General features: G+C 38.3%; 17 protein-coding genes and 1 pseudogene. 4 read left to right on the top strand and 14 right to left on the bottom strand.

Annotated elements, in window-relative coordinates; genetic code table 11:
• The first annotated feature begins 122 nt into the window (after positions 1-122).
• From JCM19043_RS09075 to JCM19043_RS09065, 3 genes are all read left to right on the top strand, one after another.
• On the top strand, positions 123-878 hold the full coding sequence (locus JCM19043_RS09075) for a metal ABC transporter ATP-binding protein (RefSeq protein ID WP_062321886.1): 756 nt from the start codon (positions 123-125) through the stop codon (positions 876-878).
• A 15-nt stretch (positions 879-893) separates the two neighbouring features.
• Entirely contained in the window at positions 894-1748 is an 855-nt protein-coding gene (locus tag JCM19043_RS09070; protein WP_062321884.1) for a metal ABC transporter permease, read from the top strand.
• 61 nt (positions 1749-1809) lie between these two features.
• Positions 1810-2157, top strand: a complete 348-nt coding sequence (locus JCM19043_RS09065; RefSeq protein WP_156321377.1) for a transcriptional repressor — start codon at positions 1810-1812, stop codon at positions 2155-2157.
• 51 nt (positions 2158-2208) lie between these two features.
• Here JCM19043_RS09065 and JCM19043_RS09060 read toward each other — a convergent pair whose 3' ends face one another.
• Together JCM19043_RS09060 and JCM19043_RS09055 are read right to left on the bottom strand one after the other, a co-directional pair.
• Positions 2209-2628 (bottom strand): universal stress protein, encoded by a 420-nt coding sequence (locus tag JCM19043_RS09060; RefSeq protein ID WP_062321882.1) that lies wholly within the window; start codon positions 2626-2628, stop codon positions 2209-2211.
• A 137-nt stretch (positions 2629-2765) separates the two neighbouring features.
• Positions 2766-3743: a Gfo/Idh/MocA family protein gene (locus JCM19043_RS09055; RefSeq protein WP_062321880.1), complete on the bottom strand. Its 978-nt coding sequence runs from the start codon at positions 3741-3743 to the stop codon at positions 2766-2768.
• Positions 3744-3989: 246 nt separating this feature from the next.
• On the opposite strand from JCM19043_RS09055, the gene JCM19043_RS09050 reads away from it, so the two are divergent.
• Positions 3990-4295, top strand: a complete 306-nt coding sequence (locus JCM19043_RS09050; protein ID WP_062321878.1) for a HesB/YadR/YfhF family protein — start codon at positions 3990-3992, stop codon at positions 4293-4295.
• An 87-nt stretch (positions 4296-4382) separates the two neighbouring features.
• On the opposite strand, the gene JCM19043_RS09045 is transcribed toward JCM19043_RS09050, so the two are convergent.
• The 12 genes and pseudogenes from JCM19043_RS09045 to addB all read right to left on the bottom strand — a co-directional run bounded on the left by JCM19043_RS09045 (position 4383) and on the right by addB (position 18979).
• Positions 4383-4739: a response regulator gene (locus tag JCM19043_RS09045; RefSeq protein WP_062321876.1), complete on the bottom strand. Its 357-nt coding sequence runs from the start codon at positions 4737-4739 to the stop codon at positions 4383-4385.
• A gap of 46 nt (positions 4740-4785) precedes the next feature.
• Positions 4786-5247, bottom strand: a complete 462-nt coding sequence (locus JCM19043_RS09040; protein ID WP_062321874.1) for a chemotaxis protein CheW — start codon at positions 5245-5247, stop codon at positions 4786-4788.
• Positions 5248-5340: 93 nt separating this feature from the next.
• Complete coding sequence (locus JCM19043_RS09035) at positions 5341-5805, bottom strand: chemotaxis protein CheX (RefSeq protein ID WP_089853281.1); 465 nt, start codon at positions 5803-5805, stop codon at positions 5341-5343.
• A gap of 252 nt (positions 5806-6057) precedes the next feature.
• Positions 6058-7368: a Na+/H+ antiporter family protein gene (locus JCM19043_RS09030; RefSeq protein WP_062321872.1), complete on the bottom strand. Its 1311-nt coding sequence runs from the start codon at positions 7366-7368 to the stop codon at positions 6058-6060.
• 536 nt (positions 7369-7904) lie between these two features.
• Positions 7905-8888, bottom strand: coding sequence for a siderophore ABC transporter substrate-binding protein (locus JCM19043_RS09025; RefSeq protein ID WP_062321870.1), 984 nt, complete (start codon positions 8886-8888; stop codon positions 7905-7907).
• Positions 8889-8987: 99 nt separating this feature from the next.
• A complete protein-coding gene (locus JCM19043_RS09020; RefSeq protein WP_062321867.1) occupies positions 8988-9746 on the bottom strand; it encodes an ABC transporter ATP-binding protein in 759 nt (252 codons plus the stop codon).
• Positions 9740-10687 (bottom strand): iron chelate uptake ABC transporter family permease subunit, encoded by a 948-nt coding sequence (locus JCM19043_RS09015; protein ID WP_062321865.1) that lies wholly within the window; start codon positions 10685-10687, stop codon positions 9740-9742. The genes JCM19043_RS09020 and JCM19043_RS09015 overlap by 7 nt, the downstream gene beginning before the upstream one ends.
• Positions 10677-11635, bottom strand: a pseudogene (locus tag JCM19043_RS09010) (ABC transporter permease). The gene JCM19043_RS09015 and the pseudogene JCM19043_RS09010 overlap by 11 nt, the downstream one beginning before the upstream one ends.
• A 213-nt stretch (positions 11636-11848) precedes the next feature.
• Positions 11849-12871: a PD-(D/E)XK nuclease family protein gene (locus tag JCM19043_RS18830; protein ID WP_369813835.1), complete on the bottom strand. Its 1023-nt coding sequence runs from the start codon at positions 12869-12871 to the stop codon at positions 11849-11851.
• Positions 12868-14826 carry a helicase-exonuclease AddAB subunit AddA gene (addA, locus tag JCM19043_RS18825; protein WP_369813834.1) on the bottom strand — a complete coding sequence of 653 codons (1959 nt, stop codon included), beginning with the start codon at positions 14824-14826 and terminating at the stop codon, positions 12868-12870. Before addA ends, JCM19043_RS18830 begins: the two co-directional genes overlap by 4 nt.
• Positions 14760-15524, bottom strand: a complete 765-nt coding sequence (locus JCM19043_RS18820; protein ID WP_369813833.1) for a UvrD-helicase domain-containing protein — start codon at positions 15522-15524, stop codon at positions 14760-14762. The genes addA and JCM19043_RS18820 overlap by 67 nt, the downstream gene beginning before the upstream one ends.
• Positions 15524-18979, bottom strand: coding sequence for a helicase-exonuclease AddAB subunit AddB (gene addB / locus JCM19043_RS09000; RefSeq protein ID WP_062321863.1), 3456 nt, complete (start codon positions 18977-18979; stop codon positions 15524-15526). The genes JCM19043_RS18820 and addB overlap by 1 nt, the downstream gene beginning before the upstream one ends.
• Positions 18980-19162: the final 183 nt, after the last annotated feature.

Raw genomic sequence — 19162 nt, 5'->3', positions numbered from 1 at the left:
TTAAACCTAAACCGTAACAATTCTTATTTACATTCATGCTTGTTTCGGTTACACTTAGTAATGGTTACGTTTCGAACAATCACAAAGTGCTTTTATATAATAGATAGAGGAGCTTAAATACAATGACAGACACCATCGTTGAATTAAAAAATATACGCTATGCCTATGAAGACAAGATTGCTTTAAAAGATGTGAACCTCTCGATTCCTCGCGGGGCTTTTTTAGGTCTTGTCGGACCAAATGGTGGCGGTAAAACAACATTAATTAAATTACTACTCGGTGTGTTAACACCGCAACATGGCTCGATCGAGTTATTCGGAACACCTGCTAATAAGTTTAAAGATTGGCAGAAGATTGGCTTTGTGTCACAAAAAGCTAATGCCTTTAATCGAGGGTTTCCTGCCACGGTAAAAGAAGTCGTCGCTACGGGATTAACGGCACAAATCGGTTACTTGAAGTTCTTCACAAAAAAACATCGCGAGAAAGTAAAAGAAGCCATTGAACTTGTTGGTATGTCAGAATACATCAATCAAAACATTGGTGACTTATCAGGTGGTCAACAACAGCGCATTTTTATTGCCCGTGCTTTAGTCAGTGAACCGGAATTTCTCATTTTAGATGAACCGACTGTTGGGATTGATACGGAAAACGTTCAAAAGTTTTACGAACTTTTAGGGAAATTAAATCACGAGAAAAAAATCACCCTTCTCCTTGTCTCCCATGATATTGGCACGATGACAAGTCATGCAAATGGCGTTGCTTGTCTCAATAAAGAAATCCATTTTCATGGTGATACAGAAGCGTTTCATAATTTATCTGAACAACGGATTTCATCATTTTATGGTCATGACTTAAATATCGTGACCCACAATCATTAAGGACGGTGAGTGAGTTTGCTTAGTCAATTTTTTGAGTTTGAGTTTTTGCGCACGACACTTTATACAGGTTTAATCATCGGCTTAATTGCGCCACTCCTTGGTACGTTTGTCGTTGTGAGACGCCTTAGCTTAATTGCTGACGGTTTGAGTCATGTGACTTTAGCCGGTATTGCTTTTGGTTTGTTTATGGATAAAAAATACGGATTAGCTGTCATTACCCCTTTTACGTCCGGGACAATTTTTTCTATCTTTGGAGCTATCTTAATTGAGCGTCTAAGAACAGTCTATAAAGCTTATCAAGATTTAGCTATTCCTATTATTCTCTCTGGTGGGGTTGGTCTTAGTGTTATCTTTATTGCACTTGCTGACGGATTGAACAATGACTTATACTCTTACTTATTCGGATCTGTTTCAGCTGTGTCTAAACAAGATTTTAATACGATTCGGATTATTGCGGTTATTGTTTTAACGTTAATGGTTGTGTTTTATAAAGAATTGTTTATGTTATCATTTGATGAAGAACATGCGAAAGTATCAGGTATTCATTCAAAGAGTATTCACTTATTATTTATCTTACTGACGGCACTTGTTATTTCAGCGTCTATCCGCATTGTCGGTGTGTTGCTTGTTTCAGCGCTCATGACACTGCCTGTCGCAAGTAGTATTCGCATTGCCAAAGGATTTAAACAAACCATTTTTTATTCGATTATCTTCGGTGAAGCAAGTGTCATTCTAGGGATTGTTTCTGGTTATTATTTAGAAATCCCCCCCGGTGGGACAATCGTGATGGTCTTAATTGCTTTTCTCATCGTGACAACATTTCTCCAAAAAGTATGGTTAAAATCTCAACGAAAGAAGGCGATTGTATGAATTTAAATGAAGCCTTAATAAGTTAAAAGAGGCTGGTTATAAATACACAAATAAACGGGCAATGATTTTAGAGTTTTTCGCAAATGAAGGGCGTTATCGTACAGCTAAAGAATTACTCTCTTATATGGAACCGCATTATGATGGGATTAGCTTTGATACAATCTACCGAAATCTCCACCTCTTTAACGAGTTAGGTATTTTAGAATCCACTGAACTAGACGGAGAAAAACATTATCAAATCCGGTGTGCTAATCACCACCACCATCATTTCATCTGTCGCAAATGCGGGGCAACAAAACGCATTCAAATCTGCCCAATGGATATGATTGATGATGACTTAAGTGGGTACATGATTGAAGGACATAAATTTGAAGTATACGGACTTTGTCCAGCTTGTCAAGCCGCATAAAATAGATAAATCCCCCAGTCACATAAACGGTGACTAGGGGATTTTTAGATGTTATTTAACAATGAGTACCGGGCAATCGGCGCGTTTAGCCACTTTATGACTGACACTTCCTAGCACCATTTCTTGCAGACTATTTAATCCGCGACTTCCAATAATGACGAGATCATGCCGTTCATCATTCGCGTACTTAACAATCGTTGGGCCTGGATCACCATGTAAGATTTTGATACTGTAATCTACTTCCGCTTCTGTTAATTTACGCTCAGAGATTTCTAATTTTTCACGTCGACTACGATCTAAATCACTCGCATTCCAGTGATAAGTTGCATCAGCTTTCGCCGCTGTTCCATCAACAACATACAAGATGGTAACTTCAGCATCTGCTTGACATTTTGCTAATTCAACCGCTTTTTCACAGGCGCGAATTGAATATTCAGATCCATCAGAAGCTAACAGGATTTTCTTAAACATGAATGACCACTCCCTTAAAGATAAAATAAACTATAGTATAATCTATCCTTTAACCGCTGTGGGTAAACCTCATTTCACCAAAAGTTTTCATCATTGTAACTATTCATACGGCTATTTTTTAATATCGCTCTGCCCTACTAGTCATTTAGGTTAATCGGAGAATGCTTTTCAACAGAGACGCGTGCTGCGTCCGTCATAAGCTGAGTATTATAAGCATTTTGATACGTAGACAAAATGTGTTCATTACTACCTGACTTAATGGATTGAATAAAGGCTTCATCCTCCTGGTAATAGGGATCTTGTGTATCTACCATGACTTTTTCGGTTTTTCCCGTTTTTATCGTTAACGACTCAGGAGTCCACTCGATCACTGCTGAATCGGTATACATCGTAAACCCTATTTCATCTAAACCCTCTGGTAAGATGCACGTATTGGTAATATTAGCGATGACTCCAGATTTAAATCGTATACTGAGTGTACCGACATCCGCTACAGTCACGTCTTCTTTTCGCTTATTCATCACGCGTTGTGCCTCATAAGCATGAACTTCTTCACTCTCACCTAAAAGGTACCTCAAAAGATCGACAATATGCGTCGCTTGTTCATTTAATTGTCCACCCGATAATGCTTGATTACGCCACCAACTCACCTCAGGCATCGACCCCATCCATCTGCCTGTCACTAGACCTACGGTATGGTCTTTTAATAGACGTTTAAGATATTGAATCGATTCTAAGTAACGGAAATGATAACCGACAGCAGTCACTAACGGTGCTTTTTCGAGTGCTTCAACAACTTTTTCTGGCGCCGCTGTTGTTACACCTAGTGGCTTTTCAACAAAGAAAGGTATGCGATGCTTTACTAAGGTAAGTTCCATCTCACCATGCGCCATCGGCGGCACACAAAGATAAACACCATCTAATTTTTCTGCGTCTAGCATCGCATGAAAATCGCTATACCCTCTCATGCCGTCATACTGTTCAGCAAATCGCTTCGCTTTTTCCTCGCTCGTACCGCAAACAGCTACAAGTCTTACCTGGTCCATCTTCATTAGAATATCAGCATGTTTTTGACTAAATCCACCTGTCCCTACCATCCCAATCTTTATTGTCATCGTACTCATCCTTTATCATTTGACTTAGTTAATTAATTTACTTTATTTTAACGTTGTTCTTAATAAGTCGCAACTTTTTCCATAAAACAACCTGAATATAAGTGTTAATACACATAACAAGCACTTCTTACTAATTAATCAAATCCATGAGAAGCAACATGTCATACAAAATGATGTAAACATGTTACAATTAATATTGATAGTAAATACCATAACTCATACATGAGAAGATAAGGGGTGCAAAGGATGAAATTAGACGTAACAGATCAAGCCATTCAATGGTTCAAAGAGGAAGTATTAGTGGAAGAAGGTAGTGCCGTTCGTTTTTATGTGAAAATTTATGGTACAAGCCCGATTCGTGAAGGCTACGCACTAGCCTTTGACGTACACAATGAAGCAATTGATGGACCTGTTGGTGAGAAATTTGAGCAGAGTGGACTCACTTTTTACGTTAAAGAAGATGACCTCTGGTTCTTTGAAGGTCATGATTTAATCGTTGATTATGATGAGAAGATGGATGAAGTCGCTTATCGCTATCCAGAAAATAAGTGACTGTATCTTGTCTCAATCGGACGCATTCAATATGATAAACAAAAGGTCACAGATGCGACTAGCCCAACTGTGACCTTTTAGTATGCTTTAAAAAATTTTTTCTAACGCTTGTTTAATACGATCTTGATCAAATGGCTTAACGATAAAATCTTTCGCACCCGCTTGAATTGCTTCAAGTACCATTTGTTGTTGTCCCATTGCTGAGCACATGACAATCGTGGCACCTGGGTCATTGGCTTTAATATTCTTAACAGCCTCTACCCCATTCATCTCAGGCATGGTAATATCCATTGTCACTAAATCCGGTTTCAACTCACTATACAAATCAATCGCCACTTGACCATTCTCTGCCTCGCCAACGACCTCATGTCCTAATGATTGAAAGATATTTTTTAGCTGCATACGCATAAACGCAGCATCATCAGTTACTAAAATACGTGCCATAATTCATACTCTCCTCTAACTCTTTTATTTCTCATCATTACGTGTTTTACTGTTCTTCTACAACTTCTTTTACTTCATTTAATTCTTGATGATTTAAAATGTATGCTAAGTCTACTAAGAGTAATAAGCGGTCATCCAGCTTTGCGACACCATTTAAAAACTTCGCATTGACACCTCTAATAGATGTAGGAGCTGGCTCTACAATTTCTTCATCGATATCAATAACATCTGAGGCTTCATCGACGATAAAGCCAACCGATACATCATCAACAAGTGCGACAAGCATTCGTGAATGATCGGTTTTGTCTGTTTTATCCATATCCATACGACGCTTTAAGTCGATGACCGGAATAACCTCGCCTCTTAGTTTCGTAATACCTTCAATAAAGTCTGATACTTGAGGTAACTTTGTCATATCAAGTAATTTTTCAATGGACACAATTTGTTGAATACTTGCGCCATATTCTTGATCATTTAATCGGAAAACGATATATTTTTCTGTGCTCATCTATCTCTTCTCCTTCAATACGTATTTAGACACACACTCATACAAGTTCAAGGATACATTAAATAAATCCCTTTATGCAACTATTAGTTCAGATTAATTGTTTAAGAGTAAATAAATAGATAAGGTCTGGTTCTCTGGATAGGTTACTTCTACTAGTAGTGCCCGTTTAAAACCTGATAACGTCGCATCCCCTTTTAAAATCGTCGGATGAGTAATGTCCGTTGTAAGTCCCTGTTCTGATAAATAGGTGGATAGACTACCTGCGATCATATTGCCTAATTCCCCCGCAAATGAATCTAGCATCTCCCCTTCAACAGGCATACCAAACATTTTCTCACCAATACTACTAAAAAAAGTATCTGTTGATTGTAAAACTAGTTCACCTTTAACGTTACCAGTGTAGCCAATCATAACACCAAATTGGACTTTAAGTGGTGGTTCCATAATTTTCGGTGCACCAACAACCGGGTCAATGGGGATAATCTTCTTAACCGATACAATCGATCCGTTATACACGTCTTTTATAATTTCATTCATACTTTTTTCTCCTGCTGTCACAATACTTCCTCCCCAAAATCTCTAATCCTATACAAACTTCTACTGTTATTTTCGGCCCAATGACCTAAAGAATGAAGTGATTCTCTTAAAAAGTTCTGGTTTTTCTTAAACCATGACTTTTGACTTATGAATTTTCATTACATCCTAATTACCAACAACCTAACAAGATTGATATAAAAAGCACAACTTGGAACAGAGGCTGCTCTCTTGTTGTGCTTTTCGTCTGTCGTTTAACATGCTTTTATCTCTATACTATAAAATCAAAGCACCAATTAATCCAAAGATAATCAGTGGAATGTTGTAGTGTATAAACGTTGGTACACATGTATCCCAAATGTGATCGTGCTTACCATCTGCGTTAAGACCCGATGTTGGCCCTAACGTTGTATCACTGACAGGCGATCCAGCATCTCCTAAGGCACCGGCTGTTCCGATTAAGACGGCAATCGCCATCGGTGACAGACCCATCTGTAAACCAAACGGCACATAAAGTACAGCTAAAATAGGAATGGTCGCAAATGATGAACCGATACCGATGGTGATCACGAGGCCCACAAGGAGTAAAATAAGTATAAGGAAGACTTTAGATAAACTAAAGAACTGTTCGGTTTGCGTGATGAGCGCATCCACCGCCCCTACTTCTTTTAAAAGGTGACTAAAGCCACCGGCAACAATCATCACAAAACCAATCGTCGCCATCATTTTGATCCCCTCCGTCATGACACCATCAAGTTCACGGTATGGAACAACACCGAAGACAAACATCGCTAGAATTCCGACAAGCGCACCAATAATAAGTTCGCCAGAAAAAATTTGAATCACAAGCGCTAATAGAATGCTAATCAAAGTGAATGTATGCTTGATGGTAAAGCGACTGCCCTGTTCCTTTGGAGAATAAAAAGCTGGTTCATAGCCTTTGACATCCAATTCACGTGGTTTTCTATACGTAATAAAGATTGACACAATAAGGCCAACAATCATCCCTAAACCAGGCACAAGCATTGCCAGTGATACGTCACCAAGCTCTATTGTCTGACCGCTAAGCTTCATATTTTCTTGAATAATCTGTTGGAAAATCAGACCGTATCCGACCGGAATCATAATATATGGCGCTTCTAATCCAAACGTCAATGCACTGGCAACTGCTCGGCGGTCAATTTTCATTCGATCAAATAAAGATAATAAGGGTGGAATAAGTAATGGAATAAAGGCAATATGAATCGGTACCACATTTTGTGATAAGGATGAGATAAAGGCAATGGATAGTAATAAAACCCCACGTTTGTTTGATAAATGACGCGTAAGGATATTAACTAAACTCATTGTAATCCCACTATAGTTAATAGCGACGGCGAATGCTCCTAATAAAATATAACTTAAAGCTGTTTTTGCTTGATCTCCGCCCATACCTTCGATAAATAAGTTCAACGTGTCTACAAATGATAAACCAGACACTAACCCCGCTATAATACCTGAGAGTATTAAGGCAAGTAATACATGAATACGGAACAAGCTAAAAACGACTAAACTTAATACAGCAATTAAAACAACCCATTCTAACATAGTTTCTTCCCCTCACTTCTTCTTTTTCTTTAATACTTTACCATAGTAAAGTATTAAAGTGTTTGATGCAAGAGAAATTTAATATTTTTCGATGAATCAAGTGAAAAATGATATGGATGTTTTAACATACGCGACTTAGATTTACGTACGTTATAAGTATTACACGGTATTTATTGTACAGGAATTGACTGACGAACCTTTTCTTCTTTTTCTTTACTTTTTAAACTAAGGTCATAATCTATGTTCGTCAGTTCCTGTTCACTATCGATAATTAGAGCTTATATGTTAAGATTTCTTCTAGATTTTCAGTACAGTTAGCAATCAAACAATTATAATTACCTATCCTAATATTTAAACCTTTCACAGATCAAAAGTGAACAGCTGAGGTACGACATCTAAAAAGTACTTTAACATTGTGTTGATGAGTTAGTTTTTAGAAAAATAGACAAATACAAACAAGCTGTTCGCCATAGCCAGAGCTATAACAAACAGCTTGTAAAAAAGTGTTCATATAAAAGATGTTTTACTTTGTTCTGTTACTCGACACTTTGTTTAATTTCTTCAATCATCTGTGTCACAGAGGTAATACCACCACTAGATAGATACCAGTAGTCTGGTGTTAAGTAAGTAATATTGTCTTCTGTTGCGGCTGTTGTACCATTCACTAAATCGTTATCTAGCGTTGTTTCAGCCGTATAGTCACCACCAGTCACGGCATTACGGTCTAGTACATAAAGAAGATCTGGATTCTTTTCTGCGATGTATTCAAAACTAATGTTTTGTCCGTGAGTCGCCGATTCGATTGTCTCATCAACCGGTGTGATACCTAATACATCGTGAATCAAACCGAAACGCGAACCTGAACCATAAGCGTTGACAGAGCCATCACTTGTTAAGATAATTAAACCTGATTTATCCTCAGGTGCCATGTCTTTCACATTTGCTGCTTCAGCTTTAATGTTTTCTACCGCTTCAGCGGCTTCTGTTTGTTTAGAGAAAATATCACCCATTAATGTGACGTTTTTTTCAAATGAGCCGAGGAAATCAGCATTATCGATACCAACATAAATCGTTGGTGCAAGTTCAGATAGATCATCGTACGCTTCTTGAGTACGACCTGAGATGATAATGAGATCAGGATTTAAATTAGCCAGTGCTTCAAAGTCTGGTTCAAACAGTGTACCAGCATTGACATAATCATCTGAAGCAAATTGTTCTAAGTATCCAGGAACATTTCCTAAAGGCAAGGCATGAACGTCAACGCCTAAGTTATTTAATGTATCAAGTGTACCAAAATCAAATACAGCAATTGTTTCTGGATTAACGGGTACCGTCGTCTCACCTAATTCATGTTCAACGGTTATTTCAGTAGGTGCGTCAGTATCCTCATTTGTTTCTTCCGTTTGTTGTTCATCGTTCTCTGAATCAGCAGTAGTCGATTCATCTGTTGAATCTTCTTGACAAGCAACAAGTACAAGACTTGCGATTAAAGCAAACATTACTAACATGAGTTTCTTCATAATAATATCTATCCCTTCTTTTTTTGTTGTTTTTAGTTGATTTTTCCTTACCACTTATTTCTGGGCCCAGCAATAAGAAGAAAATCAGAGTCAAAACCATTAAGAAAAATATAAACAAATGCGACATTGATCAATATCTTGAATCTTGATATCCATGTCATACACTTCTTTTAATACACCATTACGAATAATTTCATCTGTCGGTCCTTTTTTAATGACTTTTCCGTCACGCAAGGCAACGATATAGTCAGAATAAACCGAAGCAAAGTTCACATCGTGTAACACAATCACAATTGTTTTCCCTAATTCATCAGCCAAACGTCTCAGTACTTTCATTATTTGGACTGAATGCTTCATATCTAAGTTATTGAGTGGTTCATCAAGTAAAATATACTCAGTATCTTGGGCAATGACCATCGCAATATACGCCCGTTGTTTTTGACCACCACTGAGTTGATCTAAAAACTTGTTTTCCATCGTTTCAAGTTCCATATAGTGAATGGCACTATCAATCATCTTCTCATCGATATCAGTCAGTCGTCCTTGTGAATAAGGGAAACGACCGAAACTGACGAGTTGCCTGACGGTGAGTCTGACATTAATATCATTCGCTTGTTTTAAAATGGAGAGTTTTTTCGCGAGTGCCTTATTATTTGTCGCCGATACTTCTTCCCCGTCAATGAGAACTTCACCCTCATCTTTGGCAATCAGACGACTCACAATCGATAGTAAGGTACTCTTACCAGCACCATTGGGACCGATAAACGAGGTGATTTTCCCTTTAGGAATTGTCATAGACACATGGTCTACAACAGCCGTATCGCCATATAGTTTTGTTACATCTTTAATTTTCACCATGTTCTATTCTCCTTTAAGATAAGATATAAGAAATATACGCCACCGACTAAGTTAATGACGACACTTAGTGTTGTTGAAAAATTAAATACGCGGTCAATAATGAACTGGCCACCAACAAGCGCAATGATGCTGACAAAAACAGTGGCTAGAATCAACACGCTATGTTTATATGTCTTAAACATTTCATAGGTAACATTGACGACAAGAATCCCGAGAAACATAATCGGTCCGACTAAAGCCGTCGCAACGGCCATAAGAATAGCCACAATCACCATGAGTTGTTGTACCACACGGTTATAATCAACACCTAGATTTACCGCATGACTTTTACCGAGTGATAACACATCTAAGTATTTCGTAAACCTTAATAAATAGAGTAAGGTGACGACAATGATACCAATGGACATATATAGAAGATCGGTTTGGACGTTATTGAAACTCGCAAACATCCGGTTTTGAACAATCAAAAACTCATTGGGATCAATCAAGACTTGCATAAAGGTAGATAAACTTTGAAAGAAGGTCCCAAAAATGAGTCCAATTAATAATAGGAAATAAATATTATTCCCGCGTTTAAATAACAATTTAAATAATATAAGGGCAAACACAATCATAAGGCCAATGGAAAGAAAGAAATTAACGGTTTGATTGGTTGCTGATAGGCTCGTTGAGCCGTAAAAGAAAATAATAAAAGTTTGAATTAACTGGTATAGGGCATCTAACCCAATTAAACTTGGGGTTAAAATCCGATTATTGGTAATTGTTTGAAAAATAATGGTTGCAATCGCAATAACGGCCCCAGTAACGGCAATAGCGATAATACGGGTAAATCGACGTTCTAAAATGTATTGCCAATTACCTGTTAAGCCGACAAATAGAAATAAACTAATCGCTACGACACTACCAATGGCTAAAAGCATGAGTTTTGTTTTATGACTCATATGCTGACCTCCTCATGACGAGATAGAGGAAGATAAAACTTCCAACGACGCCAACAATGACACCAATCGCCACTTCATAAGGGAAAATAATTACCCGACCGATAATATCACTGGCGAGAAGAAAAACAGCACCTAAGAGCGCCGTGAACGGTAAGCTATTCTTTAAATGATCCCCGCGGTACATTGAGACGATATTCGGAATAATTAAACCGAGAAATGGAATCGTGCCGGCCGTTAAAATAACAACGGAAGTAATCAGAGCCACAATAATCAATCCAGTATTAACGACAAGATTATAATTAAGCCTAAGTTTTTAGCAAAGTCTTCTCCCATTCCGGCAATCGTGAAACGATGGGCAAAAATATAACTGACAATCACAAGTGGCACACTAATATAAAGTAATTCATAACGCCCTTCTAAAATAAGCGCGAAATTCCCTTGGAGCCAGCTGGACATGTTTTGAATAAGATCATTTTGATAAGCGATAAATGTCGTGATAGACCCAACAATATTACCAAACATGAGTCCAACAAGTGGAATGAAAATCGGATCTTTAAACTTGACTTTATCTAAGATTTTCATAAAAATCAGTGTACCAGAAATCGAAAAAAGAAAGGCAACAAGCATACGCTCTAATGGCGTCGCTTGATGAAAGAACATCATGGCAACTAGTATACCTAATCGCGCAGAATCCATTGTTCCAGCCGTTGTCGGTGAAACGAACTTATTCCGACTCAGTTGTTGCATAATGAGACCAGAGACACTTAATCCGACACCTGCAAGTATAATACTTATAAGCCTTGGAATCCGGCTGACTAAAATAATTTGTTGTTGTTGACTCGTTAATTGAAAGATATCTGTAAATGATAACGGTACAACACCGATAAAGATCGATAGGATAGACAAAATGATTAATACGGGGATAAGTACTTTAAATTTCACAGTCATAAAACCCTTTTCTCTGTATTCGATAATGAGAGTCATTATCAATTAGTTGTTTTCATTTTATCATTTATTGATCAAGTGTCAATAGTTAAACTAAAAATATCTGAAAGTTTAAAAAAACGATAGGGAAGATCCTCCTCTCAGAGCATCTTCCCTATCGCATATACTTTGCCTTCATTAATAGTTATATATTATGAAGACGGATCGATTGTCTATCTATAATTCAATGAGTACATCTTTATTAAAAAAATAAAGATGACGTTTGTGTACCTTTATTAATAGTATTGCCTCTATGGCTTCCGTATATAAGTCTAATTGAACGCGATAACGTTCCGCTAACGTTTGTCTTACTTTGTTAGTCACGTTTCCGGTAATGGTATCCGTTTTATAGTCAAAGATTTCCCATCCATCAGTGGTTTTGTATAACACGTCAATCACACCTTGAATAAAGACATCTTCCTGAGTGCCTTGCCAAGATGGATCGACTTTACTGATATCAACCATATAACTAAACGGCGTTTCTCTTTCTAACACTTCTGCCTCCTTCATGCGACTCACAACGGGTTGGTCTAGAAAGCGAAGTATATCTCCCACATCAATGGCGTCAACTTGTTCGTGTGTCAAAATTTCTTTTGCTTCTAGTTCAGCTAAATACTCAACTAAACTTATTTGATCCCACTGTCGTTCAAAGTTTATATGCTGCATAACGGTGTGCATCGCCGTACCCGTCTCTGCTTTAGTAAGTGTTTTTTCTTTCTGCATAAAGAGGGGACGCTCTTTTTTAAACGGACGTAATTGTCTAACGAATTGATCACTCGCGTAAGGATCTTTTTCTGTTTGACGGCGTTTAATTTCTGTCACACTTTGTTTTGCTTGTTGAGTCGTTGCCATGTGATGAGGGTAGTGATAAGTCAATCTTTCACTAACTAAGTCATCTAACTCTTTAGTCGTTGTATCAACTGGTGTCTGTGACGTTAAGTGTTCAAAAAGATCAATGGCCTGCCTATTCTTTTGGCGTTCTTCTATTCGATAATCGCCACTATTTTTTTGACGCACAATAAATTGTGATGTGTCACCTTTTAAAGAATATTGAACAGGCGTATCCCCTCTTAATACCTCACCACTTTCATGACGCACTAAACTCATCGCAACCCAGTCTAAGTAAGACTGACTTTCTAGCCTTAAGGCAGCCGGTAACACATCTTGGTCATGGGTAATGACCTCTTGATACTTTTTCACTTTCTTACTAAAGTCACGGACGGCCCAATCATCACAAGCTTTTCTTTTGCCCGGGTTAAGGCCACATATAAAACGCGCATTTCCTCAGCCCATTGTTCTTTTTTCATTTGTTCCCGGATCGCCCGGTACATCAATGTTGGGTACATTAACCGTTTATTAGGATCAATGTATTTACTGCTAAAACCAAAATCTTTATGCAGTAAGTATTTCGCATTTAAGTCTTGTTTATTAAATTGTTTATCCATCGCGCCTAAGATGACCATGGGAAATTCTAACCCTTTACTCTTATGAATGGTCATTAACCGAACAACGTCTTCTTTTTCACCAAGAGCACGGGCAGCTCCTAAGTCTTCCCCACGTTCTTCCATACGTTCAATCATTCGGAGGAAACGGTATAATCCACGGAAAGATGTCTCTTCATAACCCCTTGCCCGGTCATAGAGCGCCCGCAGGTTCGCTTGGCGTTGTCGTCCACCTGGCATACCACTAACAAAATCATAATAACCCGTATCACGGAAGATATACCAAATCAAAGCCGACAGGTCAAGCGTACGATTTTGTATTCGCCAATCAGTGAATTGCTCTAAAAAGCGCTGTAATTTGGCTGTTAAGTCATTGCTGTGCTCGAGCGTATAATGCTTGGTCGCCTCATAAAAGCTTACCTTTTGGTTCGTCAAGCGAATTTGAGTGAGTTCTTCTTCGTTAAGGCCAACGATTGGTGATTTTAATACACTGGCAAACGGAATATCTTGTTTTGCGTTATCGATGATTTTCAACACATTCAGCATGACTTGAATTTCAATGGCTTCTAAGTAACCTGTATCAAGTTCGGCATAAACAGGGATCCCTTGGTTTTTAAGTTCTTCCATAATAACCGGTGCATCGGTTAATGAACGCAGTAAAATAACAATATCTCGGTAATGACAAGGACGTGACTCTAGTGTATCTTTATCAAATACAAGTGTTGCTTCTTTTTTTCCATGACCAATCCATTGTTTGATTTTGTCAGCATAGGCACGCGCTTCGAGTTCCGCTTTTTGCAGGTCATCTTGATCGTCATCTGTCCCTGTTTGCGCGGCACGGTCGATAATGATGAGTTCTGCTTCTGGATCCGATTTTACTTGCAAGTCATAGTTGACATTGCCATAAATCAGTTGTGAATCATCATCATAATCCATTTCTCCAACGGTTTCATCTAATAGCTGACGAAAAATGAAGTTAGTCGCATCAAGGACTTGTTTACGACTACGGAAGTTTTTAGCTAAATCAATCCGGTGTCCAGAAGTTTCTGTTGCTTTAAATGTTTTAAACTTGTTTAAAAACAAACTTGGTTCCGCGTGGCGGAAACGATAGATCGACTGTTTCACGTCCCCTACCATAAATAAGTTACCAGGATTCTCTTTCGTAATCGCTCGTAAAATAGTCTCTTGGACCATATTCGTATCTTGGTATTCATCAATGAGCACTTCCGTGAACTTTTGTTCAAGCTGACGAGCAACGTCTGTTTTTTCTACACCCGCAGGTATTTTTTCAATTAAGATAGCTAAGGCGAAATGTTCTAAGTCGTTAAAATCAACGAGGCCTCGTTCTTTCTTTTTCTCTTGATAGCCGGATTGAAAGGCTTTAACAAGTTCCACTATTGTTTTCGCTGTTTGTGTCATTGATTGAATATCTTGTTCTTGATCGGCTAATGTTCGAGTGAAATAGTCATTCTTTAAATCAGTCAGTAATTTTTTCAAGCGATCACGGTGCTCTTTAAATTGTGCTTTTAAGTCTGGGTCACACTCAACCTTTTTCCTTGAGAGAGCTTTAAACTTCACCTCTAGTATCTCTTCCGCTAAAGCTTCCCAGCCTCTATTATTTGCTTCAATTAATTTATTGACGAAGGCTATGTCACTGTCATAAGCTTCCCCGTAATGATAAGGCCATCTGGTAAGAGCGTAATGGCGTGACACTTCTCTGCTTCTTTTTTTGCTTGTTCAAGCGTATCCGTCACTTTATCTACGATAATTCCAAACCATGGACTGTTTGTTATACCCTCATTGAGCTCATAATTTGAAGCAATTTCATCAAGCCATTCTGTTGGCCATGGATTTTTCATCGCAAAGTCATTCAGCTTTAAAATGATAGATTCAACGTCTTGGTCGTGACGGTCACTACTGAAACGGTCGACAACATCAAAGAAGGCCACTTGCTCATCATTTTCTTCACTATACCAATACTCAAATAAATCTTCTAACACTTCTTGGCGTAATAAATCGGCTTCTAAATCATTCGCAATTCGAAAACCTGGATCTATATCTAATTTATAACTGTAACGTTTAACTAAATCTAAACAAAACGAGTGCAACGTTGAAATCGATGCTTGCTGTAAGAGCGTTGCTTGCTTTTTCAAGTGATCTGAAGTTGGATTTTCTTCAAGTGCCACGTCAAGTGCCAGTTGCACCCGAGTCCGCATTTCCTGAGCTGCGGCATTCGTGAATGTTGCGACCATCAATTCATCAATATTAACAGGCGATTCTGTATCTATGACTTTTTGAATAATGCGCTCAACTAAAACGGCTGTTTTACCAGAACCCGCCGCAGCCGCAATTAAAATATCTTGTCCCTTTGTGTAGATGGCTTCTCTTTGTTGATCTGTCCATTGTGGCATTAGCGGTTCCCCCGTTCTCTTAAACTTTGAAATAGTGTGTCTTCATCAACATCAGGTAATGTCCGGTAATGATGTTCATCCAATGATGGATCAAACTGACAGACTGATTTAAACGGACAATACGTACAAGCCGTTTGATTTTGTTTTTGGTACGGATTTAATGACACATCACCCGAAGAAATGCTCAAGCCAGCATCGGTAATTTTTTCTCTCACATATTTTTGAAGCTGATCAAAATCTTCAAGACTGCGTGTTTTTGACCGACTGCCTAGTGTGCCATCTTTTTTAATCTCAAATGGCGCAACAGGACTACTACCAGATTCAATTGCTGTATCCATTAATGGCACAATATTTAAATCATCGACGAGTAACCCTTGCATTTTATACAGTTTAAATAATTCTTGTTCTAACTTATCTGATGGAACAATATCGGGTTGACTAAGCAGCTGATCATGAACATGGAAATATAATACCCCGGCTGGTGTTGCTTTTAACCCAAGCCAGTGCTCTGAATTTTGTAAGAGAACATCTAAATAAGCAAGCATCTGTAGGGATAACCCGTAATAGACGTCGACTAAATCTAAACTCTTCTTACTTGATTTATAATCAATAATGCGTAAATAAAGCTGATCATTGACTTTCGCTTGATCGACTCGGTCGATTCTTCCTCTCAAGATAAGTTCATACCCATTCGAAAGTGTCGTTCGCACGGGTGCTAACGGACTATCAGGTAAACCAAAGCCAACTTCTAAACCGATTGGACTAAAGCGGGTACGACGTGCTTGTTCACTCAAAATAAATGTCGCTCGACCAATGACGGTTTCTAATTTTCGTTTCATGTATTGATATCGGTTCGAACTGTGCAGAATTTGATGCTGCAACACCGGTGATAATCGTTCCATCACCCGTTTGGCGTAATCACTTGCTTCCTGTTCATTTAAATCCTCAAATTGTCTTTCTTCAACCTGGACCCATTCCGTAATTTGTTTTAGCGCTTCATGGAACAGCTGTCCAATATCGGGGGCATCTAATTTATATGTTTTTCTTTCCTCAAGATTAAGACTATATTGAGCGAAGTGTTTGTAGGAACATTGATAATATTGTTCCATCCGGGAAACACTTGTTTTAATTTTCTTTTGATAAATCTGATCTACCGTTGATTGTTTCAAGTCTGTCGGAAGGTTTTTATAATATAAACTATTTTTCATCGCGTTCAGCACATCGTATTTCTCAGTTTTCACAAACCAATTAAATACACTCCACCACACGTCATCGATTGGATAAGAACGATTATATTTAGCGAGTTGAGCAGTCAGGGCTTGACGTGCTTTTGTTTCTGTCGAAACAAATCTGAGTGGGTCAATCATTTCTTGTGGGTCTTGTAAAATCATTTGTTCTGGTGTTTCAGGGAAGATTTGATACATCCGCTTAATTAAGCTTGCCGGCATCTTCGCTTTTCCTTCGGTATCACTTAACGTATAACTAAGCCATAGCTTCTCTTTAGCTGACGTGACGGCTAAATAAATATAAAACCAATCATCAATTAATTGCTGTGTTTCACTATCGGCTAATTTAAACCCATGCTCTTCGAGCATGTGTCTTTCCTCTTCTGTTAAAACAGTATCCTGATTTGGTCGTTTAGGCCACGCACCTTCATTGACACCAATTAAAAAGCTAACAGCAACATCCGGCATCCGAGAATGATCAATGGAACCAACAATCACATGGTCTAGTGTCGGTGGGACATGTTGAAACGTCAGACTATCAAGTCCTGTTTCGATGATTTCTTTCAACATATCTGTCTTCATTGTTTCATTACCAATGATGTCAACAACTTCATCAAATAAACGCATGACTTCTTGCCAGACTTGCTCTTGGTCACGTGCTTTTTTAACTTTACCTTGTTGTTCCAGTGTTTCTTGCCACTGCTCAAGCGTGACATCAACGCCGATGGTTTCAAGAAATTCATACAGCGCCACTACCTTCTCTCTAACGGGTGATTTTTGTCTCAACTTTTCATCAATTGGGTGTAGATAGCGAACGATATGGTCACGATAGCGATTAATACTTTCTTCTATCTCAATTTCTTCATCCGTTTTGACTCTCTTATCAAAGCCTCTAAACCGTTGATAATAAAAAGCTTCTTCACTTAACCAGCGTTTACGTCCTTTGATGCCATATTCTAGAATATAATTTTCTAACGTATCAATCGCATCGTCATCAAACTGAACGGTCTCATCTCCTACCGGGAAAAAGCCTGTTTTAAGCAGTCTAAAAACACTGTCGTAACGCCATTCTGTTTGTACAACATCAAACAGTGAGCGAATCAGTTCCATGAGCGGGTGATTGATCATGGGTTCTTTCTCGTCAATAAATACAGGAATCCCGTAATCATCAAAAATAGTGCGAATTAAATCGTGATATAACCCTTCATCTCTTACCATTAAAGCGATATCCCGATAGCGATAGCTGTCTTCTCGAATGAGCGCTAAGATTTCTTGGGCAACCCCTTCTATTTCCGCACGTGGATGCACGCCATAAGCAACTTTTAAATCAGACGGTCCCTGAAACGGCGGAATTGGACGTGTATCAAAAGCGCTATCTAAGTGCTTAATAAATGACGCAACCTCTTTTGTATCTCGCAGATGGGTAACTGTTACTTGTTGTCCTGCCTCTTTAGCAAGTGCCATGACTTCGTCAAAGGTCTCCTTCGTTTGCGTAAAGATATCGAATGGTTCTATTTGATCCGTTTTCGTCTCTGGTAACGTCAACGTGAGCGTGATATTCTTAGTGTGCTGCATTAATTTAGACAAAACAGCTTGTTCGAGCGGGGTAAAGCGATGAAAGCCATCAATATAAATCGTCGCATCTTTTAAATACATTGATTCCAACACTTTTTCCTCTAACAAACGCAGACGGTCTTCTCCATCAATAAAACGCTTAGCAAGAGCTTCAGTTAAATGACTATATATGTAATGAAGATCAGTTAATTTATCGTGCAACCCCCCCTGAGATTGTGCTTGGTTATGAGCTTGATATAAATCTTCAGGCGTAATTTTATACCGCTTAAATTCTGTGATTAACACTTCTAGTTGTTCGATAAAACCTTTCTTTTCAACTGACTGTTGAAACATATGCCAATCTGTTTTTCGTTCTTCGATGATTTTTCGAAGCATCATTTGAATACCCGTTGAGGTAATCATTGGTTTCGTTGCACCACCAGTCTCCTCCATCACCCTAAAAGCAAGGCGTGAGAAACTAAGGACCTGTGCTCTAATACTACCCTTAATCTCTTCTTCTAATAAGGCATATTCTTGTTGGAACGTCATCTGTTCTGGTACGATAAATATAATCGGTTTACCGTAAGGTTCCTGTTTTAACATTGTTTTAATTTCTTCTCTTACAACATCACTCTTTGACATTGTATTTGAACCTAATATAAATCGAACGGTCATATCATCACCTCATCATTTATTACGAGCGTTTGTTCTTATTTTAACACAAGTCATCCAGATATCGACATATCAACAGAAGGAAATTAACATATTTAACTATTCGTTTTTCTAATTTACTAATTAGTTTTTTAAAATTCTCTTAAAAAATGACGACTAAAAAACTTCACCACATATGTTTGGGTG

The organism is Halolactibacillus sp. JCM 19043, from assembly GCF_001310395.1.
Lineage (GTDB): Bacteria > Bacillota > Bacilli > Bacillales > Amphibacillaceae > Halolactibacillus > Halolactibacillus miurensis.
The sequence above is the reverse complement of the archived record's forward strand: the minus strand, read 5'-3'. Positions and strand labels throughout refer to the sequence as shown.